Source organism: Venatorbacter sp. C2-1, assembly GCF_022832715.1.
Taxonomy (GTDB): Bacteria; Pseudomonadota; Gammaproteobacteria; order Pseudomonadales; family Oceanobacteraceae; genus Venatoribacter; species Venatoribacter alkanivorans.
The window spans coordinates 3747920-3766175 of sequence record NZ_CP094879.1; the positions used below are offsets into that span (position 1 = coordinate 3747920).

General features: G+C 52.9%; 16 protein-coding genes. 6 read left to right on the forward strand and 10 right to left on the reverse strand.

Annotation, left to right across the window (positions count from 1 at the left end; translation table 11 throughout):
• Positions 1 to 86: 86 nt before the first annotated feature.
• Positions 87 to 1007 carry an alpha/beta fold hydrolase gene (locus tag MT343_RS16785; RefSeq protein WP_186435779.1) on the forward strand — a complete coding sequence of 307 codons (921 nt, stop codon included), beginning with the start codon at positions 87 to 89 and terminating at the stop codon, positions 1005 to 1007.
• A gap of 61 nt (positions 1008 to 1068) precedes the next feature.
• Here the strand turns inward: MT343_RS16785 and MT343_RS16790 are convergent, their stop codons facing one another.
• Positions 1069 to 1545 carry a nuclear transport factor 2 family protein gene (locus tag MT343_RS16790; RefSeq protein WP_145466613.1) on the reverse strand — a complete coding sequence of 159 codons (477 nt, stop codon included), beginning with the start codon at positions 1543 to 1545 and terminating at the stop codon, positions 1069 to 1071.
• Positions 1546 to 1663: 118 nt separating this feature from the next.
• Between MT343_RS16790 and MT343_RS16795 the strand changes: the two genes are divergently transcribed.
• Both MT343_RS16795 and MT343_RS16800 read left to right on the forward strand, forming a co-directional pair.
• Positions 1664 to 2626 (forward strand): GlxA family transcriptional regulator, encoded by a 963-nt coding sequence (locus MT343_RS16795; protein ID WP_145466614.1) that lies wholly within the window; start codon positions 1664 to 1666, stop codon positions 2624 to 2626.
• A gap of 44 nt (positions 2627 to 2670) precedes the next feature.
• Entirely contained in the window at positions 2671 to 2988 is a 318-nt protein-coding gene (locus tag MT343_RS16800; protein ID WP_145466615.1) for a hypothetical protein, read from the forward strand.
• Between the two features lie 12 nt (positions 2989 to 3000).
• On the opposite strand, the gene MT343_RS16805 is transcribed toward MT343_RS16800, so the two are convergent.
• Positions 3001 to 3930: an MBL fold metallo-hydrolase gene (locus MT343_RS16805; RefSeq protein ID WP_145466616.1), complete on the reverse strand. Its 930-nt coding sequence runs from the start codon at positions 3928 to 3930 to the stop codon at positions 3001 to 3003.
• A gap of 101 nt (positions 3931 to 4031) precedes the next feature.
• Between MT343_RS16805 and MT343_RS16810 the strand changes: the two genes are divergently transcribed.
• Positions 4032 to 4892, forward strand: a complete 861-nt coding sequence (locus MT343_RS16810; RefSeq protein ID WP_145466617.1) for a LysR family transcriptional regulator — start codon at positions 4032 to 4034, stop codon at positions 4890 to 4892.
• A 361-nt stretch (positions 4893 to 5253) separates the two neighbouring features.
• Here the strand turns inward: MT343_RS16810 and MT343_RS16815 are convergent, their stop codons facing one another.
• Positions 5254 to 5631 (reverse strand): hypothetical protein, encoded by a 378-nt coding sequence (locus tag MT343_RS16815; RefSeq protein ID WP_145466619.1) that lies wholly within the window; start codon positions 5629 to 5631, stop codon positions 5254 to 5256.
• Positions 5632 to 6405 (reverse strand): hypothetical protein, encoded by a 774-nt coding sequence (locus tag MT343_RS16820; RefSeq protein WP_145466620.1) that lies wholly within the window; start codon positions 6403 to 6405, stop codon positions 5632 to 5634. It lies immediately after the preceding gene.
• A 143-nt stretch (positions 6406 to 6548) separates the two neighbouring features.
• Here MT343_RS16820 and MT343_RS16825 point away from each other — a divergent pair, with 143 nt between their 5' ends.
• A complete protein-coding gene (locus MT343_RS16825; RefSeq protein ID WP_145466621.1) occupies positions 6549 to 7454 on the forward strand; it encodes a LysR family transcriptional regulator in 906 nt (301 codons plus the stop codon).
• Positions 7455 to 7552: 98 nt separating this feature from the next.
• On the opposite strand, the gene MT343_RS16830 is transcribed toward MT343_RS16825, so the two are convergent.
• The 6 genes from MT343_RS16830 to MT343_RS16855 form a co-directional block, all read right to left on the reverse strand.
• Positions 7553 to 8341 carry a hypothetical protein gene (locus MT343_RS16830; RefSeq protein ID WP_145466622.1) on the reverse strand — a complete coding sequence of 263 codons (789 nt, stop codon included), beginning with the start codon at positions 8339 to 8341 and terminating at the stop codon, positions 7553 to 7555.
• Between the two features lie 25 nt (positions 8342 to 8366).
• Positions 8367 to 8990 carry a class I SAM-dependent methyltransferase gene (locus tag MT343_RS16835; RefSeq protein ID WP_145466623.1) on the reverse strand — a complete coding sequence of 208 codons (624 nt, stop codon included), beginning with the start codon at positions 8988 to 8990 and terminating at the stop codon, positions 8367 to 8369.
• Positions 8991 to 9226: 236 nt separating this feature from the next.
• Positions 9227 to 12259: a ricin-type beta-trefoil lectin domain protein gene (locus tag MT343_RS16840; protein WP_145466624.1), complete on the reverse strand. Its 3033-nt coding sequence runs from the start codon at positions 12257 to 12259 to the stop codon at positions 9227 to 9229.
• Positions 12260 to 12557: 298 nt separating this feature from the next.
• The gene (locus MT343_RS16845) at positions 12558 to 14294 is read right to left on the reverse strand and encodes an alkaline phosphatase D family protein (RefSeq protein ID WP_145466625.1); all 1737 of its coding nucleotides are present in this window, start codon (positions 14292 to 14294) and stop codon (positions 12558 to 12560) included.
• A gap of 225 nt (positions 14295 to 14519) precedes the next feature.
• Complete coding sequence (locus MT343_RS16850; protein WP_145466626.1) at positions 14520 to 15494, reverse strand: hypothetical protein; 975 nt, start codon at positions 15492 to 15494, stop codon at positions 14520 to 14522.
• A gap of 398 nt (positions 15495 to 15892) precedes the next feature.
• Positions 15893 to 16963, reverse strand: a complete 1071-nt coding sequence (locus tag MT343_RS16855; RefSeq protein WP_145466627.1) for an AraC family transcriptional regulator — start codon at positions 16961 to 16963, stop codon at positions 15893 to 15895.
• Positions 16964 to 17156: 193 nt separating this feature from the next.
• Here MT343_RS16855 and MT343_RS16860 point away from each other — a divergent pair, with 193 nt between their 5' ends.
• The gene (locus MT343_RS16860) at positions 17157 to 18185 is read left to right on the forward strand and encodes a pyridoxamine 5'-phosphate oxidase family protein (RefSeq protein WP_145466628.1); all 1029 of its coding nucleotides are present in this window, start codon (positions 17157 to 17159) and stop codon (positions 18183 to 18185) included.
• The last annotated feature ends 71 nt before the right edge of the window (positions 18186 to 18256 follow it).

The following is an 18256-nucleotide window of genomic DNA, read 5'->3' on the forward strand; positions in this document are numbered from 1 at the left end:
GGCGTAATGTTCCCTTACCAAATACAAAACCTGCCCGCACAATGACTGCCAGCCTGTACCTTGTACCCATTACTCAGGAATACCCCATGCTGATGAATTTCTGGCAGACCATGCAAGACGGTTTTAAAAGTGAAGTTGGCGCGGTTTCGCTGGAGGAAATGCTGGCACGCCATACCACAGCCGAATCTCAGTTTATTGAGCTGCAGGGGATGAACGTACATTACCGTGATGTCTGTCGCTGTGCCGAACCGGAAAAAGCACCGGTGCTGATTCTGCTGCACGGTATTTTTTCGTCGCTGCATACCTGGAATGACTGGACCGATATTCTCAGCAAAGATTTCCGCGTTATCAGTATCGACAGCCCGAACTTTGGCCTCACCGGCGCACATCCGCGCGGCATGTTTAAATACATCTACAGTGATTTTCTCAACGAATTTACCGACGCATTAGGTATTAAGCAGTGCTCGCTGGCCGGTAATTCTCTGGGCGGCTGGATGAGCTGGGAGTTTGCCGGCCGTTATCCGCACAAGGTTAATAAGGTTATTCTGCTCGACAGTGCCGGTTTCTTTTTTGTACCACCACCGGTATTGCTGAGCATGGGGTTGCCGTTAAGTGGCTGGATGGCGTCGATGATGCCGGTGCCGCGCAAAGCCATGTATGCCACCATCCGCACCACTTACAGCCGCAAAGAACGGCTGAGCAAAGAGGTAATGGACCGCTATTACGATTTATTTATGCGTTCCGGCAACCGGGGCGCCGGGGCGGCGGTGTTACGCTTTATCCGTAATCGCGCCGGCTTTGACACCGCTCCACTTAAGAAGGTGACGCAGCCGGTATTGATTATGTGGGGCCGCAACGATGCCTGGATTCCGCTTTCCCATGCAGAGAAATTTGCCATGGCCCTGCCTCAGGCGCGCACCATTATTTATGATGATTGCGGCCATATGCCGATGGAAGAGTTACCGGCCGAAAGTGCCGCCGATGCGCTGGCTTTTTTAAAGCAATAAATAATGACCCGGAGCACCTCTGAGTAATTCAGAGGTGCTCCAGTTAACGGGAGCAACGCGTTCAGCGCCCGTTACCTTTCATAAATAAGCGCAAATTTTTCATCGCCATCGTCTGTACTTTATTCTTAAGCAGCGGCGTCCAGCCCAGTAATAAGCCCGGCAGTCCCAGCGCCTGACGGCTCCAGCTCCAGAAGTTAAAGCGATCGTCGTGGCGGATTATTTTGCCGTCGCGAAATTCAAAGCTGGCATCGATTTTATTGTGCACCCGCCGGCCGGTCTGGCTGAAGGTGTACAGCGCCTCCCAGTGTGCAGTTATCCGGCCGTTGTCTTCACTGACGGAAAAGCTCAGCTGCATATCTTTGCCGCGCTCGCACAGCATCTGCCACATGGCGCCGATTTCTTCTGCGCCATTCAGCCCGAAAGCTTCATCGCGGAAGGTCGCCTGCGGGTGATAGCACTGCGCCATGGTCTGATAATCCTTTTGCTGAAAGGCGCGATAGAAGCGTTCGATCAATGCTTTGTTGCCGGATTCAGTCATGTCCTGCTCCTGTTCTGATAATTAGCCTTATCATTCTGGCGCAATATCCGGTACGTCAGAAGGTGGCACATATGACCAACATGGTAGACAATCAGGTCATAACATCCGGAGATGCCCTATGCCACGCTGCGTTATTCTCGCCCTTGATCACAGCCCCCTGTCATCCGTTTCCGGGCCGCTGGAAATTCTGCTGCTGGGCGCACGCCTGGCTGCCGCCCACGACTGGCAGATTGAGGTCGCGGCAGAAAACACAACGCAAATCCGTGGTCAGGGGGGGATCTGCCTGAGTGCCCACACCCGTCTGGCCGATGTCAGCCAGGCCGATTTACTGATCGTCGCCGCCATCGGTGATCCGCGTCTGCGCAGCGACGCCCTGCAGGCCAATACCCTGCAACAGATACACACTCTTCATCAGCGTGGCACCCGCATGGTGAGCATCTGCACCGGAGCTTTTGTGCTGGCGGCGGCGGGCATACTGGAAGGCAGACAGGCCACCAGTCACTGGGCGGTTACCGACTGGCTGCAGCAGCAGTTTCCCGCTGTTTTATGGCAGAGAAACGCCATGCTGACCCACGATGGCAATATCAGCTGCTCCGGTGGAGCCAGCGCCTATCAGGATATGAGTCTGCAACTGGTGCGCGATTATTTTGGTGAAAGTGTCGCCCTGCAGGTGGCGCGTACGGTGCTGATTGATTCCGACCGCCACAGCCAGTTGCAGTACAGCGGTTTTATGCCTGAGCGTCAGCATCAGGATGAACGTATTCTGGAAATTCAGGACTGGCTCGATCAGCATGGCTGTGAGCCTTTTAACCTCGCCGATCTGGCCGCGCAGATTCACCTCAGCGAGCGCCAGTTCAAACGCCGTTTTACCCAGGCTGTGCGGCAATCGCCGCTGGCCTATATTCAGGCCTTGCGTATGGAAAAAGCCCGGCAGGCGCTGAGCGGCAGCCGCCGTCAGGTTGAACAGATTGCACGAGCGTGTGGTTACGACGATGTGCGTTTTTTCCGCGAACTGTTCCGCCGCAGCACAGGTCTGACACCACAGGCTTACCGGCAAAAATTTGCTCGTTGGCAGCCGTAATAACACCGGTCAGAATAGAAACAATCAACACGCGAAGGATCACCATGAATAACACCACCACAGCCACAACCCTGCGCCAGCAATTTATAGAGGAAGCCAAACAACGGCTGCTGACGATGTTTAACAACAGCAAACAACGCATTAAAGCCACCGATGCTGAACGCTTCCGTTTGCAGGGTTTTATGCAGGCCGGTGTTTTTCTCGGATTAAGCAGCAACAGCGAGTTGAAGCAGTTAATGGAAGAGATGCACCAGCAGGTATTTTCTATGAGTATCCGCGAGCGTCGTCTGCAGCAGGAAGCCGGCCGGATAGCCGAAGGCATTGATTACAGCCTGTACGACCAGCCGACCTACAGCCGCTGAGTACTTCGCCGCTCAGTAGTGCAACGTAACCCCTTCCTGCGGTAAATCCAGCTGGTAGTCTTCACCAGCACTGGCCTCCGCCAACACACTGATTGGCTCCAGATACAGCGCATAACTGGAATGATGAATGGGTAACAGGCGCTCAGGCTGCAGCGCCCGCGCCATATCCACCACATCAGAAGCCCCCATGCTGATCTGTCCCAGCGGGCCGGGAGTCCCTACCCGGCCAAGATGCGGAACAAGAATATCCAGCGCCCCACGGCTATCAGCCAGCGTCTGCACCTGAGTCAGCACAGCACCAACCGGCATAGTGTCACCCGTCCAGTACAAACGCTTGCTCCAGCTTCCCTGAGAAAATTCCAGCCAGTAGCCATTGCCGGCACCCAATAAGGTATCAATAGCGGGATCTGCCGAATGGTGTGCCGCAACCGCAGTAATGCGTATATGACCGGCACCGGCCTGATATTCCAGACTCTGTTGCCAGGCCAGACTCTGCGCGGCCGTAAAGCCTTTCGCCTGCAGTGCGCCAAGATCATGTTCCGGAACAAGCAGCGGCAGACCTTTATCCAGCTGGCTTTGTGCCTGCTGATCAAAATGATCTTCGTGAGCATGGCTGAGCAACAGCAGATCCAGCTGGCTGAGATCGGTCTCAGGCAGCGCCGTTAAACGGGCATGTTCTTTAATGTTCGGCCCGCGCTTCAGGTCAAAGGGCTCGTTCGGATCGCCCATGATAAAGGCATGCTGACCACTGCCCAGCATGGGGTCAGTCAGCAGACGAAAGCCGTTAAATTCCAGCAGCATGGTCGGGCCGCCCAGCCAGGTAATACTGAGCTGAGGAGGGGGGCTGACCGCACCCGCTTCCGTGGTCGCGGGCTCTGCGGCCAGCAGATCAGCCGAGCCCAGAAAGAGGCTCAGACACAGCGCACTAAGGTAATGATGCATAACGATCTCCCCGGTTGTTTATGAGTCCGGCGGAGAATATCATCGCGTTTTATCCACATAATCAGGCTCATAATGGATAGTCTGTCCGGGATTTTGGGATAGTGAAAAACTTAGAGCACATTCAGACCTTTATTGAGGTCGCCAGCAGCGGTAGTTTTGCCGAAGCCAGCCGGCGTCTGGCGGTATCGACATCCGCGGTCAGCGCCCGGGTTCAGGCACTGGAAAAGCACCTCGGCGTACGGCTGCTTAACCGCACCACCCGTTCCGTCGGCCTGACCGACGAGGGCCGGTTATATTTCAGTCGCTGCAAAGAAGTTCTGGATCAACTGCTGGATCTGGAAGACAGTCTGATTCGCCCGCAGGATCTGACCGGCCGCATCAGAATCAGTGTTCCCCTTGATCTGCCCATGGCCCCGCTTGCCGCTCTGCTGCAGGCGTTCAGTGCCCGCTATCCCAAACTCAGTGTTGAGGTGCACAGCACCGATGAAACCGTCGACTTTATTAACAGCCAGGCAGACGTTGCGATTCGCGGACGGGCGCCGGGCTCACTGAGCCTGATTGCGCGTAAACTGGGCGATGTACAGCTGGGCTTTTTCTGCGCGGCCAGCCCCCCCGCCCGGAACGAAACTCCTGTTAACTGGCAGCATTACCCAATCGCAGACCCGCTGAATATCCGCCCACTGTTAACCACTGACCTTAACTGGCGCGAAAGCCAGCTGCTGACCCACAACCTGACGCTGGCCAAACAGCTCTGCCAGCAGGGTCAGAATCTGGCCATACTGCCGGTTGGCTTTTGCGCAGCAGAAGTGGCCGCCGGAACCTTGCAGGCCCTGCCCGACCCGGCCGGATTGCCACTGCTGCCACTCTTTCTTGTTTATCCCGCACGTAAACACATGCCCAACCGGGTGCGCGTATTTATCGACTTTTTTCTGCAGCACCAGCAGGAATATCCACTGATCTGATGCCGGTTCGCTATCAGACCAGATAAGCCTTCCGGTCTTTTCTGTTTATTCATCGTTCCCGAAAAATCTGCTTTGAATGGATACAGAGCAGTAACACTGGTTTTTATAACAGGTGGTCAGTGTTGAGATATTCCATCTGAATCATGCTATTTGCTCTCAGGTTCCGCGCCTTCCAACAGCTCTTCCCTTTCTCTCTGATATTCATCAAAGGACTTATCTGCGCGTTCAAGGCATTCGAAGTAATCTGATGGTGGCTCCTTAGCACAGTCATTACGCTGATTTATCTGAATGTTGTCATAGACAGCCCTGCTGCTACATCCAGCCGCCGTTATCCCAAAAACGAGTAAAAGCAAAAATCTGTTCATTGGCCGCAACCACCCTGTTGCTCAAAGTAATCAATAAACAGAAGCATAGCATTCCGCTGATCATCAACGCCTGCCCCCTCCTCCATAAAACCAATGATAGTCGGCACATCAAACAGCGCTAACGGCGCTTTACAGTAGATCTTTTCCAGATAACCAGTTTCCTCCTGAAGGGTTGCCAGCAGGTCCAGCGCCCCTCCAACATAGGCATGCATAACGGGATCATCACTGCATTTTACCGTGCCTGACCGGCAGATTTCTGAAAATTGCTGAGCACTCAGTGGAAACGCATTCATTGAAAAAAACAATAAAAATCCCGATAACATTACATTCCAAGAAAAACAGATATTCATAGAATTTATTCCGATGCGATTCATTCAGGGTTCTGAGAATTTATTTATACCGGAGAAAAACAGCCCCGAAGATTTATCAGATGTCAGCGCCGAGATAAGAAGCTGTTTATAAACCGGATCATAGTAAGCGACGCCGTCCAGAGTAATATCACCCAGTAAACAGTCAGGACGAAGAAAGGAAATACTCACATCAAAGAAGTTATCTGTAGTGCCTGGCTGGATAGTTCCTTCGAAACCACACCCAGAGATCCTGGGTCTGCTCCCGACCAGCTTGCCGTTAATATCAATAGTAATTAAAGCCGGCTCAGACTCGCTGGAATCACCGGAAAAACCTTTATATTTTCCCTGAAATGCACCAGAAATATTTTTCAGATCCGGAGGGTATTGATAGTTACTGTCAAAGTAAACGGTAAAACCGGAACCAGTCCCGTCTTCCGGTCGCTCCAGAATTCCTGTGATATTCTCACCCGCAACATAAGATGCAGAGAGATTCCGGCTTAAGGTACCGCCGCCACTGAATGATCTTAAGATCGTATCTGTTGAGGTGATATCGCCATTCTCAGCCGTGACAGTACCGAAAATAGCATTTGAAAAGTCGTCTCCTCCGCTGTCAGGAGCCTGAGTCAGAATATAATACTCACCATTGCTACGAATAAAAACATTCCAGTAACTGGAGCTATCGGTCACTCCTTTGTAAAACCCCTGAACCTTAGTGTCCGGAACTTCAGGGCTGGTTGATGTTGAACCACCACAGGCAACAAGAGCCAGAGTGGCGATTACTGATACTACGTGTTTCATCAGACTATCTCTCATGTCTCAGAGGTCATTTAAATAAAGAAGTAAGCGTTCATAAATGCTTAATTTAATTCCTGACATCCATTCTATCTCTACACATCTGCTGCTAGTATCACCATAATTCTATTCTTGGTATTCATATCTGAATGAACTGGCAAGCCATTAAATTCGACTGGAACCGGGCCAGAGCTTTTCTGGTTACCGCCGAAGAAGGATCTCTTTCTGCTGCGGCCAAGGCTCTCGGTGTTTCACAACCCACTCTTGGCAGGCAGGTCGCAGCGCTGGAGGAGGAACTTTCTACTGCACTTTTTGAGCGTGGAAACCGGGGGCTGGAATTAACACAGAATGGGCTGGAACTGCTTGCTTATGTGCGTGCGATGGGCGATGCCGCAAGCAATCTATCGCTTGCAGCAACGGGTCAGGCAACATCAATTGAAGGTGACATTGCGATTTCGGCATCGGAAATTACCGCCGCTTATATTATGCCTCCGATTATCCAAAAACTGCGTAGCCAGTATCCGGGGATTCACATCAATCTCGTTGTATCCAACGAAGCCAGTGATCTTCGACGCCGTGCTGCGGACATTGCGATCCGGAATTTCCGCCCAACCGAACCCGACCTGATCGCCCGCAAGGTAGGAGAGTTTTCCGCAACCCTTTACGCCACACCAGAAATTATCTCGACCTTGCCATTACCTTTAAGCGATGGTCTTTGCAAAGGGCCCTTTATCGGTTTCCTGTCAAATAATCCGGCCTATATGGGAGCACTGGCACAAAGTGGTATAAAACTACTGGAAGACTATTTTGTTGCCAGAACAGACAGTCATCTGGTGAATTGGCAAATGACCCGTGCAGGTATCGGCGTTGGCATCATGCCCATAGAACTGGGTGATGCGGAGCCTGCGGTTAAAAGAGTCTTTGCAGATAAAATATTCGGTGGTGATGTGTGGCTCGTTTCGCACCGGGAGCTGAGAATGAATCTTAGGGTGCGGACAGTCTTCGACTTTCTGGCTACCGAGCTTGGTCAGTACTTCAAAAACCCTGAAGCCTGATCAGGAATGGGTAACAATATTTAATACCTGCGGCGTACTGATTCTGACCAGCAAGGCTGCAACCAGACTCAGAAACCGCAGGTATTAAATACAGAAATTCAGTAACCTTTCAGCCCGGAAAAGAACAAGCCACTTGAGCGATCAGCATTGAATACCGCCACAAACAACTGATTCACATCTTCATCATAGTAAGCAATCCCGTTCAGTTCCTCAGCGCTCAGTAAGCATTCATTGTCCGGGAATGAAACAGCGACATTGAAAAGGTGACTGCCACTACGCGGAGACAAGGTTCCGGAAAAACTGCAGAATCCTGAACTTAGCATACGGCTAAAAACCCTGGAAGCGGACAATGAACCATCGACCTCAACCTGAACCGCCACATAGATGGATTCTACGGTAGTGTCTGATACCCCCTTATAAAGGCCAGAAAAGTATTCTCCGGAAAGCTTTTCCAGATCCGGATCACTATCATCATCTGTTCTCGAAGAAACCGTAAAACCAATACCGCGACCACTCGATACATCGGTGATAATTCCGGTCAGGTAATCGGCAGCAACATAGGAAGCTGTCACGTTGTATGCGCGGCTTTCTCCGCTGTCGAAGTTTCTGGCCAGCGCATTATCAGAAACAAAATTTCCTTCCGCTGCAGTCGCTGTTCCGGAGATCAGGCCAGAAAGATCATCTCGTCTGCCATCGGATTCCTGAATAAAAATATAGAACTCTCCATCACTTCGAATAATTGCAGTCAACTCCTTACCGGAATCCGTCAGGCCGGTATAAATACCCTTGGCTTCATTTTCGGATGTAGCGGAATTCCGGGAGTCCGAGTTGCTGCCGCCGCAGGCAATGAGCGCAAGGCTCATCATTAATAAAACGATATTTCTCATGCTGTTTCTCATATTTTCCGGGGTATCAGGGTTTGCTTGCGATAAGAAAATAAACATCTTCAGAGTCTTCAGGAATCCATCGGTGCCTGATGATAAAGCCTGCTCCTTCCATCTCTTTTTCAAGGTCACTGCGGGACAGAAACTTTACGAAAGGTGCAAGGCGAAGAATTCTGGCGACCAGTGCGACGGGCCTGAGGTATGGACGGGTATCCTGCAGACAGGCAGTATTGCTGATAAAAACTCCGCCTGGCTTCAGCATATTGAAAACCTGCTGTATCGCATATTCCGGGTCACGCAGCAGATGCAGGATATTCAGTCCCAAGATTGCATCGAACGACTGCTGCCGGCGTTGAATATCATCAAGTGTGGCAACCTCAAAACGAAGGTTATTACCTACATCATCCGCCTGTCTTTCGCGGGCGATATCAATCATCCGTGGGGATGCATCCGTCGCCAGATAACTGCGGACTCTGGGGGCGTGAATTCGTGCGGTTGATCCTGTACCACAGCCAAATTCCAGCACATCCATTTCCGGGCGAAAGTATTCCTGAGTGAGCGCAATTTTCTTCAGATAGGCGCCATGATCAGTAATAGGGCGCCGGGCATAGCGCTCGGCACTGCGATTCCAGAAACGGATGGATGAATTCATAAATACGCCTCTCGGGCCGGTTAATGTTATTCCTGAAAATAATTCTATCCCTGCATTTCTGTTGGCAATACCGCCATAAATTTATTTCAAATATTCATATTTGAATGGACTGATGACCACCAGCTTCAATCTGAGGGGGGTTACTGGCATGGAGTCATCATGGTGACTGCCAATGGCACCGGCTTTGGGCATAAAAAACGGGAGCCTGAGCTCCCGTTTGTTCTAACCCGGTTAAATTACTGACCGTTGGCCGTCGCATGCCAGCGCTGATTCGCACCGCCATGTACGCCATACATAATCAGCGTCGACGAGCTGCCACCGGAAACGTCCAGTACCTGATTACTGTCGATGCGTGAACGCAGCAGTTTACCGGCATAGTTAAACTGCTGAGCCGGATTACCGGCATCACAGTCGGCCAGCTGCAGTAAGGTATGGTCGTAAATCAGACCATCCGGCACTTCCAGACACTTGGCTCCGGCGACACCGTTAATCATCAGACCGGTAGCCGTATCAAAACGCCACAGCTGGTTGGCACTGGTATTACAGGCTTCCATCGCCACCAGCGCACCGGTATGACTGCCACCGGTTGCGCTGATGCACTGGCCGGTGGATTCGCTGCGGTATTGTGCATAACGGTTTTCCGCCGACATTAAGCGCAGTTCCCACTGCTGGTTGGCACCACCGTGGTAAGTCCACTGGCCAACGTTAGCGTCATTACCGTTACCATAAGCATCCGCCACGATATTGCTGTTGTGCTTGCTGGCCAGTTTATTGCCGCTGTAAGTCCAGCGCAGGTTGTCGGAATCCACACAATCCCAGATCACCACACCACCGTTGTTATAGGCCTGACCGCGGTTATCCAGACATTTTTCCGGATTCGCCTTGTTGCGGAACATCTGGTTGGCGGCATCGTAACGCCACTTCTGATCCTGTGAGGTCAGCTGACAATCCCACAACTGCACATTGCTGCCGTTGTTCAGATTATTGTCGTTACCGGGAATATCCATACAACGGCCACTGGCACGGTTAACAATGGAGAACCAGTTTTCATCCGAGCTGGAATACTTCGGCGAATCATTGGCAATCGCCCGCTCCCACATCTGCAAATAGGCTTCCGCCGAGTTCATCACCGACTCATAAATGCGTGAGTTGGAATGGGTGCGGATATCCTGAATATGGTCAGCCACCAGACCGTAATGAGCCAGGCCTTCGTTATTCAGATCAAAGATACGGTTACCGGTTTTCTGTTTATCGATCACCACACCGGCTTCGGTTTCAAACGGATAAATCAGCGGATCGGTGTCGGTGTTATCGCGCGGATAAGCCTGCGAGCCAATACCACCCATATCGGTAGCAAACGGCACACCGACCAGATAACCGGTTGGCTCAATCAGGTCGATAAATTCACCGATGCTCCAGTTCAGGCTGTTGGCGCTGCTGTTATACGGCGACATCATACCGCCGGCACGGGCAATACGCTGGTGCACTTCGTGCGCTGAACCATCCGGTTTGCGGTGCATATGGCTGTGACCGGAAATTACACCGGAATAATTACGCGACTCGACGATATCCATAATGGCGCGTGCGCTCTTCACCGAGGTGTGATCAATTTCGATGATCATGCCTTTATCGATCATACGCTGCACCAGATACTCACCATTGGCACTCAGACCATGCTGGTTGCAGTGACGGCGGCTTTCATCGTATTGCGGATTCAGGCCAATACCAGCAAGAATATCTTTGATCACCGGCACGGTGCCCAGCAGCGGGAAGCCACTGGTCATACGGGAGCCATCGGTTTCGGCATCACAGACTTCGGTTTCAAAGAAACGGCCACTCGACAGCCACTGGCCGACGTTGATAAAGCCATCTTCCATACGTGTACCACCGAGCTGGTTGTCAAAGCGGTGAACCGGGAACAGCGCACGCACGCCGGCGTCGTACACTTCCTGCAGCTGACGTTCGATGCTTTCTTTGCTGCAACCGTCTTTCAGACCACAGTTAAACAATTCAGACGCTTCAATGCCCATCAGCACCGCCAGCTTGCCATCGGCAATCACCTTGCGGGCTTCCTGCGGTGTTTTCACCAGACGGAAGAAGCCTTTGCCCGGCCCGCCCTGCTGCGCGTCGATATAATCCTGCATCTGCTGCAGGCGACGGATCTGCAGATGAATACTGGCCATGGTGTTGCAGTTATTCGGGTTGATCCAGCTGGCCGGGTTGACGGTTTTCTGCACATTACACAGAACCTCGTTTTCCACCAGATGGCTGACCATCATCTGCATACCACCCTTGTGCGCACGCTCGATCCACTTGTAGTAGTACTGCATATGCGACACCTGCTTACGGTTCGGCCAGAACGGGAAGTCCGGCCAGCCGCGGGTATCGTAGCGGTGGTTTACATCGTCATAACCCATCAGGTTACCGATGATATCGAGCGAGCCCCAGGGGCCATGAATATCGGAACTGTCGCGCAGCGCGGTTTCAACACCCCAGCGGTGGAAAGGCTCACCATGCAGGAACTTACCGCCCATAAACTCATAGGAGGTGATATGGGTGTGCGGGTCGATGGCACCACGAACCGGAGTGTTCACATCGCTTTTCGGTACCTCACCCACAGTGTTCAGCTCGGCTTCCGGGAACGGCTTACAGTCGCTCTTCGGCACCAGATTGAACTCGGTTTCCGAACCGGCATTGGTCGGGTTGAGGATATCAATCACGTACAGGCCACCATCGGCGTAATAACCGGTGCCACCGTAGTTATGGCGCAGAATTTTGGCCAGCTTAGGGCCATAAAAGCTGAAGCGGTAAGTGCCGTTATCCTGGCTGTGAGCGGTGATCTTGAATTCGGCAAACTCACCGGCATAACGCCCGGCCGAAATTTCATTCGGCAAATGGGTTGCCAGATAGCGGCCGTCTTTATCCGTCAGCATATAGTGGAAAAACGATGTCGGCTTAAAGTAAAAACTGGCTGCCGAATCCAGATCGGTCGCCTTTAGCTGCCAGCCAAGACCATTATCAATAGCACCGCCTTTGGTATAGCGGTTCATATATTTGCCGTTGGTCGGTGACTGAATGGCATAACAACCCTGGGCCAGTTCATGTACCGCCATTTCGGCATTCTGCCGCTGCTCTACCGGAGCAGGTGCAGGGGGTGGTTGCGAGAAAGCAGCAGCCTGCTGTGCGCAAAACAGCGTGCTGCCAAATAATGCTGCGCCACCGACCATGGAGGTCAGCAGCCAGCGCTGCGTATGTGCTGAGTTTTTCATTATTATGTGTCCATGCGAACCGGCCGCAGTCACACTGCGACCGAATAAAGTTCCGCGACGGCTGGCGACTGACTCCTCTCCCTGCCTGCCGTAAACGGGCCGTTTGCAGCATGGTCATGGAGTTCAGATGCAACCTATGGCAATACGGGCCGCACACTGTGCAAAACCTCGATTGCAGGAAACGATAAGACGAATTACGACGAGGGTAATCACCGTTCGGGACGGCTCAGGCACTAATAAGGACGTTATTATTTACACCATCGGCGCCTGACTTCTGACGCCAGTCAACCGGCGATATTCAGCCGCCGGGTAACGTACTGCCAACACCACTTTGGGAAGCCAGCATACCGTCCAGCAGATTGCCCGCCGGATCACGGCGCCAGTGACGCAACCAGGCAAAGCCCGGAGCAAAATCCGGCGCCGGTGCGGCGGCCAGCTTACTGGCTGAAATCGCAGGCGCCGGGCGAAGAACAGACTCACCGGACGGCACCACCAGCGCCCGTAAGCACTCACTGACATAGCGATGGGAATCGATATTATCCACCACCCACCACTCCGCCTGCAGGCGCTCATGGGTGATATCCAGCAGCACATAGCCGCGGTAATAAAAATCGACAAAGTTAAGATGTGGCAGCAAGGCCTGCAGCGAACGGCTGGCCAGTTGCGCCTGGGTGTAGTTATCAATACCGGGCGAGGTTACCGCCGGAGTCACCAGCTCGATGCCTAACGCCTTACCCGGCTCAGCGGCAAACGGATCATCGTGCAGTTCCATCGCCCAGCTGGAGTGAATATCACCGGTCAGCACCACCCAGTTATCGACTCCGGCGTTGCGTACCGTATCAAACAGACGCTGACGTGCCGCAGGATACCCATCCCACTGGTCATAATTAAACGGCGTGTCGTTGGTGCCCAGCTGGCCGACCATTACCTGCTGACCCAGCAGTTTCCAGCGGATATTTTCCTGCTGCGCACTGGTCAGCGTTTCTGCCAGCCAGCTTTCCTGTTCATAACCGAGCAGCGTGCGCTCTTCACGGTTGCGGTCGGCATTGTCGGCGGCCTGGGCATCACGCCCGGCCAGACGGGTATCGAGCAGGCTCAGGTCGAGCAGGTTGCCAAAACGGAAGTTACGGTAAATGCCCTGCTGGCCGGCCCGCATCTCACGGATCGGCATCCATTCCATATACGCCTGTACCGCGCCGCGCAGGCGATCCTGCCAGCGCCCTTCTTCACCCTCAGTATGGTTATCCGCACCGCCGGGCCAGGCGTTATTCGCCACTTCATGATCGTCCCAGATCACCATAAAAGGATGCTGGCGGTGCACCTGCTGTAAATCAGCATCGGTTTTATAGCAGGCGTGGCGCTGACGATAATCTTCCAGCGTGATGATTTCGCGCGGCGGCTGATTGATACGGCCACTGCTCAGGCTGGCATCGAGATTAGCGTACTCATAAATGTAATCACCCAGATGCAGCACCACATCCAGATCGCTGCGCTGTGCCAGCTCTTTATACACATTGAAATAACCACGGGCGTAATTCGAGCAGGAGGTAAAGGCAATGCGCAAATGCTCCACCCGGCCCTGCGGCAAAGTACGTGTGCGGCCGATATCCGACATCTGCCCCAGGGCTTCGAACACATAGTAATAACTCTGCCCGGCCTGCAGACCATCGGCATCAATCTTAACGGTGAAATCACGGCCGGCATCGGTATAGCCAAAGCCTTCGTTAACCAGCTCACGCAATTGCGGATCACGGGCGATGCGCCAGCGATAAGGAATACTGTAGGTTTCGGCCAGTGCCGGAGGGGTTATGCGGGTCCAGAGAATCACCCGGTCGGTGAGCGGATCACCACTGGCAACCCCGTGCTGAAACGGGAAAGCACTGGAGCGTGGCACCGCCATCAGATCATCCTGCTGCGGCAAAAATGAGTCGGCCAGACCCGTGCCTGCCAGCGCCGGGCCAGCCGCTGCAGCCATTCCCAGAGAGGCCGCAGAGCGGGACGAATTAAGCAAAAAATTCCGGCGCGTCAGGGTCATGGTGCTTTCCGCAGCAAAGACTGAACGCGGTCTATTTAATGAGCAGAGGATGACAGCGCGGTTGCGCTTTGCTGACCATATGGTTGCAGAAAAGTGGCGGATTGATGACCAGCGGATGACCGGATGATGACAGCAGAGAGTTACAGCGAATACAGAATAACAGCCGGGATCTGAAAATTATCAGATCCCGGCTGTGGTATTACAGATAAATAAGACTTAACAGGATTATGGCGTTACTGACAGGTTTTTGATGGTCACCGTAACATTACGTCCGCCGGTAGCAGAACCAGCCTTTTTCAATGGAATATGAATAAACCCATCTTCCTCTGCAGTAAAGGTACAGGTGTAGTTACCAGGTGTCAGCGTGACCTGTTTTTCAAATACACAGTTGGTATCAGAAAACTCTGCGCCTTCAAGCAACTCATCATTGGGTAAAGCCGAAATACTGCCTGAGACTTTTAATTTCAGGCCATTCTCGACCAAAACTTTCTTATTGTTATTCGTGCCACCGCCAATAGCCAATGTAACTTCGTAAACATTATTTTTTAAGGCAAGAGGCGTCCACTGCTCGGTGATACCCTGTGAATTTACCCGTGAGACAAAAGGTTTGAATATATTACTACCCGTCAGAGTCAGACTTTTGGTAACTGTCAAACAAGTATCAAGAGGATTGTAAGAAGAGGAATCTCCTGCAGTATCGCAATGGCGATCCGCCGGACGGGCATGCCGGAGCTTGACACTGCGATCAGTCGCTTTTTTAAACTTCACACGCATAACGTATGTCCTGACTTCCTCCGTGGTCAGGACATTGCTGCTGTCCCTCGTCGTCAGCGTCTGCATTGGAAGAAATTCACACACTTTAGTGAGGCTTTCCACAAACCCGGAAGCCGTATCGATATCATCACCAGCCACGCTGTCACGGCATGAAAAACTGGCATTATTGGCTGATAACTGATCAGGCTGAAATGCAGAAGGCTGACCATTGTTTTCGAACATTACCTGAATCGTTGCGGGTGCACCGTATAAATTTGCTGAATACATTTTATCCCGAACCACCACCTGACGGTTAATCGTTTCCCAGGCAGACGGAACCAGATCTGCAACAAATTGACTGGCATTGACGACAGACGATGACAGCAATCCAATCAGTGTCATGCTTACCGCTGTTTTAAAAGGGATCGATCTGATCTTATCTGACATATTTATAATCCTTTATTAAAATCGATTACTTATCAGTGCCCCCCTGAATCATTCAGCGGTGCAGAAATAAATTCATAAAAACGAATCCCTGACACATCATTTCAGCGCCAACACTCATCCGCTAAAACGAACTGCATGCGACATGGCGAAGCCAGCGTATTCTATTTTGAATAACATGCAATGAAATTAGTTATTGATAGCTGCTTCTGTTCTCAATAGCAGAGGTTGTATTCCATTCAGGATAAAGAACCCGGTACTTATATCTTAGGGCAGGCAGTGGATTTAATATTCATTAAAAACTTATTTGAAAAATGAATACTCGATAAGCAGTCTTTCCCTCCCCCGACAAAATCAATCACGTCAAATATTCAATACCAGCTTTCTTATTGCCAGACGCATCACAATAAACATCGCCGCATAAATTTGTAACATGAGCTGCTGTCGCAGAAGCCGAGTAAATCGGCCAGTTCGGTGGCATTCAGCCCCTGAGCCTGCGGACTGCGTGCCAACCGCAAACGCTGCTGATTCAGCAATTCGGTAAAGCTGGTGTGTTCCGCTTTCAGGCGACGGAACAGCGTCGAACGGCTGAGGTGCACGGCGGCGCACACCGCCTGAATCTGGCTGAAGGTGTGAATATCCTGCTCCAGCAATGCCAGCACCCGCAGACTGAGCGGTGCTTTTGCTGCCGTCTGCCCGGCGCTGTTTGCCTGCGCTCCCGCCGTCAATATCCCGGCCGCTGGCAGCTGCTGCGCCCGCGCCGCCAGTAAATCGCGCAGATAGACATCCGCCGCAGGCAATGGATGCTGAAGCAGCGCAGCATCCAGCCACAAACGGTTAACGCCACCAGGCGCCCCGGTAAAACGTATTCCGGGGCCGAATGTCTGATAAAACAACTTGCTGTCGGCCGGCCCGGTACGGGCAAGTTCGGCTTTGCGCACCGGCAGCAGGCGGCTGGCATGTTCGGTACCTGCTGTAGCCTCGCCCCCAAAAACCTCACCGCCCAGAACCGCGCCCCAGGCAAGCATCGCCGCCATGCTGCGCTCAACCGCAATCTGTGGATATGGCAGCAGAAATTCAAAGCGGATTTCTACTTCATCGCCGGCCGGCAACAACTGCCAGCGTTCGGCCGGGTTCAGTAACTGAATATGATCGATAAAGGTGGTGAGTGCCTCGCCCAGCGTGGCGCAATGCGCAATCCAGCGCGCCAGTAAACCGCGGGCAGCGGGATTAACCTGCAGGCCAATCTTCAGCCCCAAAGCGTCATCGGCGCTGTTGTTACGGGCTTCCGTCCACAGTGCACGCAACGCACTTTCGGCCTGACGCAGTTCGTGCATTTCTGCGCCTGCCGCAACCGCTTCTGCCGCGCTATCAGCTGACATCTGAGCGGGCGCCAGCACGCCACGGCGCTGCAGCTCTTGCGCCAGATCTTTTACGGCTACCGCCGAAACGGTCAGTTTATTGCGGGACATAACCACTCAACCAACAACTTAACACCCTTCTGTCAATGCACTTCATACTGCCAAGAATGCCCGAAAGCCAGGCAAAAGTACCCTGTCTGCAACCAGATTCCATAACTCTGCAACCAGCTGCCTGAGCTGACGCTCGCAAGCGGATTAGGATAAAGAGACCTACGAATAACCCAGAGCCCTGCAGGAGAATTTTATGCAGCACCGCATTCAGAACGAACAGCACTTGCGGCAACTTATTTCTGCACCACCAGCGCTGCTGGAAAAGCGCGTACAGACGCAACTCGATGCTTATTGCTTTGAGGTGATTAACCACGCCCGGGTGATGATAATCGCCAGCGAAAGCGGTACACCGGCATTACAACCCGTAAGCCTTAGCCACTGCCAGCTGGATGTTACCGCTAACAGCGTGCGCTTCAGCCTGCCCGAAGCGGACGAACAGCCAGGCGAGCAAACGGACAAGCAAGCAGACAGGCAAGCAAATCATGGCCACAGCGGCCAGAATGCCAGCCTGTATTTTCTGATACCGGGTGTCGGCCATGCCCTGCGGGTCAACGGTCGTCTGACCCGGCAGTTACCACAAGGACACTGGCAACTGCAGGTTAAAAGCGCCTATCTGCACTGCGCGCGTGCTGCTGTGCGCTCAGGTCTGTGGGACAACGAGACAGAACACAGCGCTGCGGTACTGACCGACAGCACCCGGTACCTGCAGCAGGCAATGTATCTGTTGCTGAAAACCTGCGACGCCCAGGGCATCACCTCCGTTTCACCACGCGGTGACGAAACCGGTGTCATCCGTATGCTGCCCGATGGACGTTTATTTATGGCGGAGCGGCCGGGCAATAAAGTGGCGCTCAGCCTGCGCAACCTGCTGCAGAACCCGGCGCTGGAGTTGCTGTTGCTGATTCCCGGCCAGCCACAACTGCTGCATATCTGCGGCAGTGCGCAGCTGACAACCGAACCGCAGTTACTCGCCGCCTGTGCCATTGGCGATAAAGTACCGAAGCTGGGGTTACTGATTGAGCCGCAGACTATCCGCTTTACCAGCGCCAGTGCCCTGACCGATGCCGGCGTATTTAACCCGGAGCACCGGGTAGAGGCCAAACAGCTGACGCCTTTTGCCAAAGCACTGTCGGCGCATATGAGCGGCGAGGGATTAATGGGTAAGGCCACCCATCTGGTGGTCGATCAGGTGGTAAAACACGATCTGAAAAATCTGTACTGAAGGCTAAACATAATACGCAGAACAGCTGAAACAGGTGCGGTGGTACTCACCGCTCCTGTCGGCGAACGCAA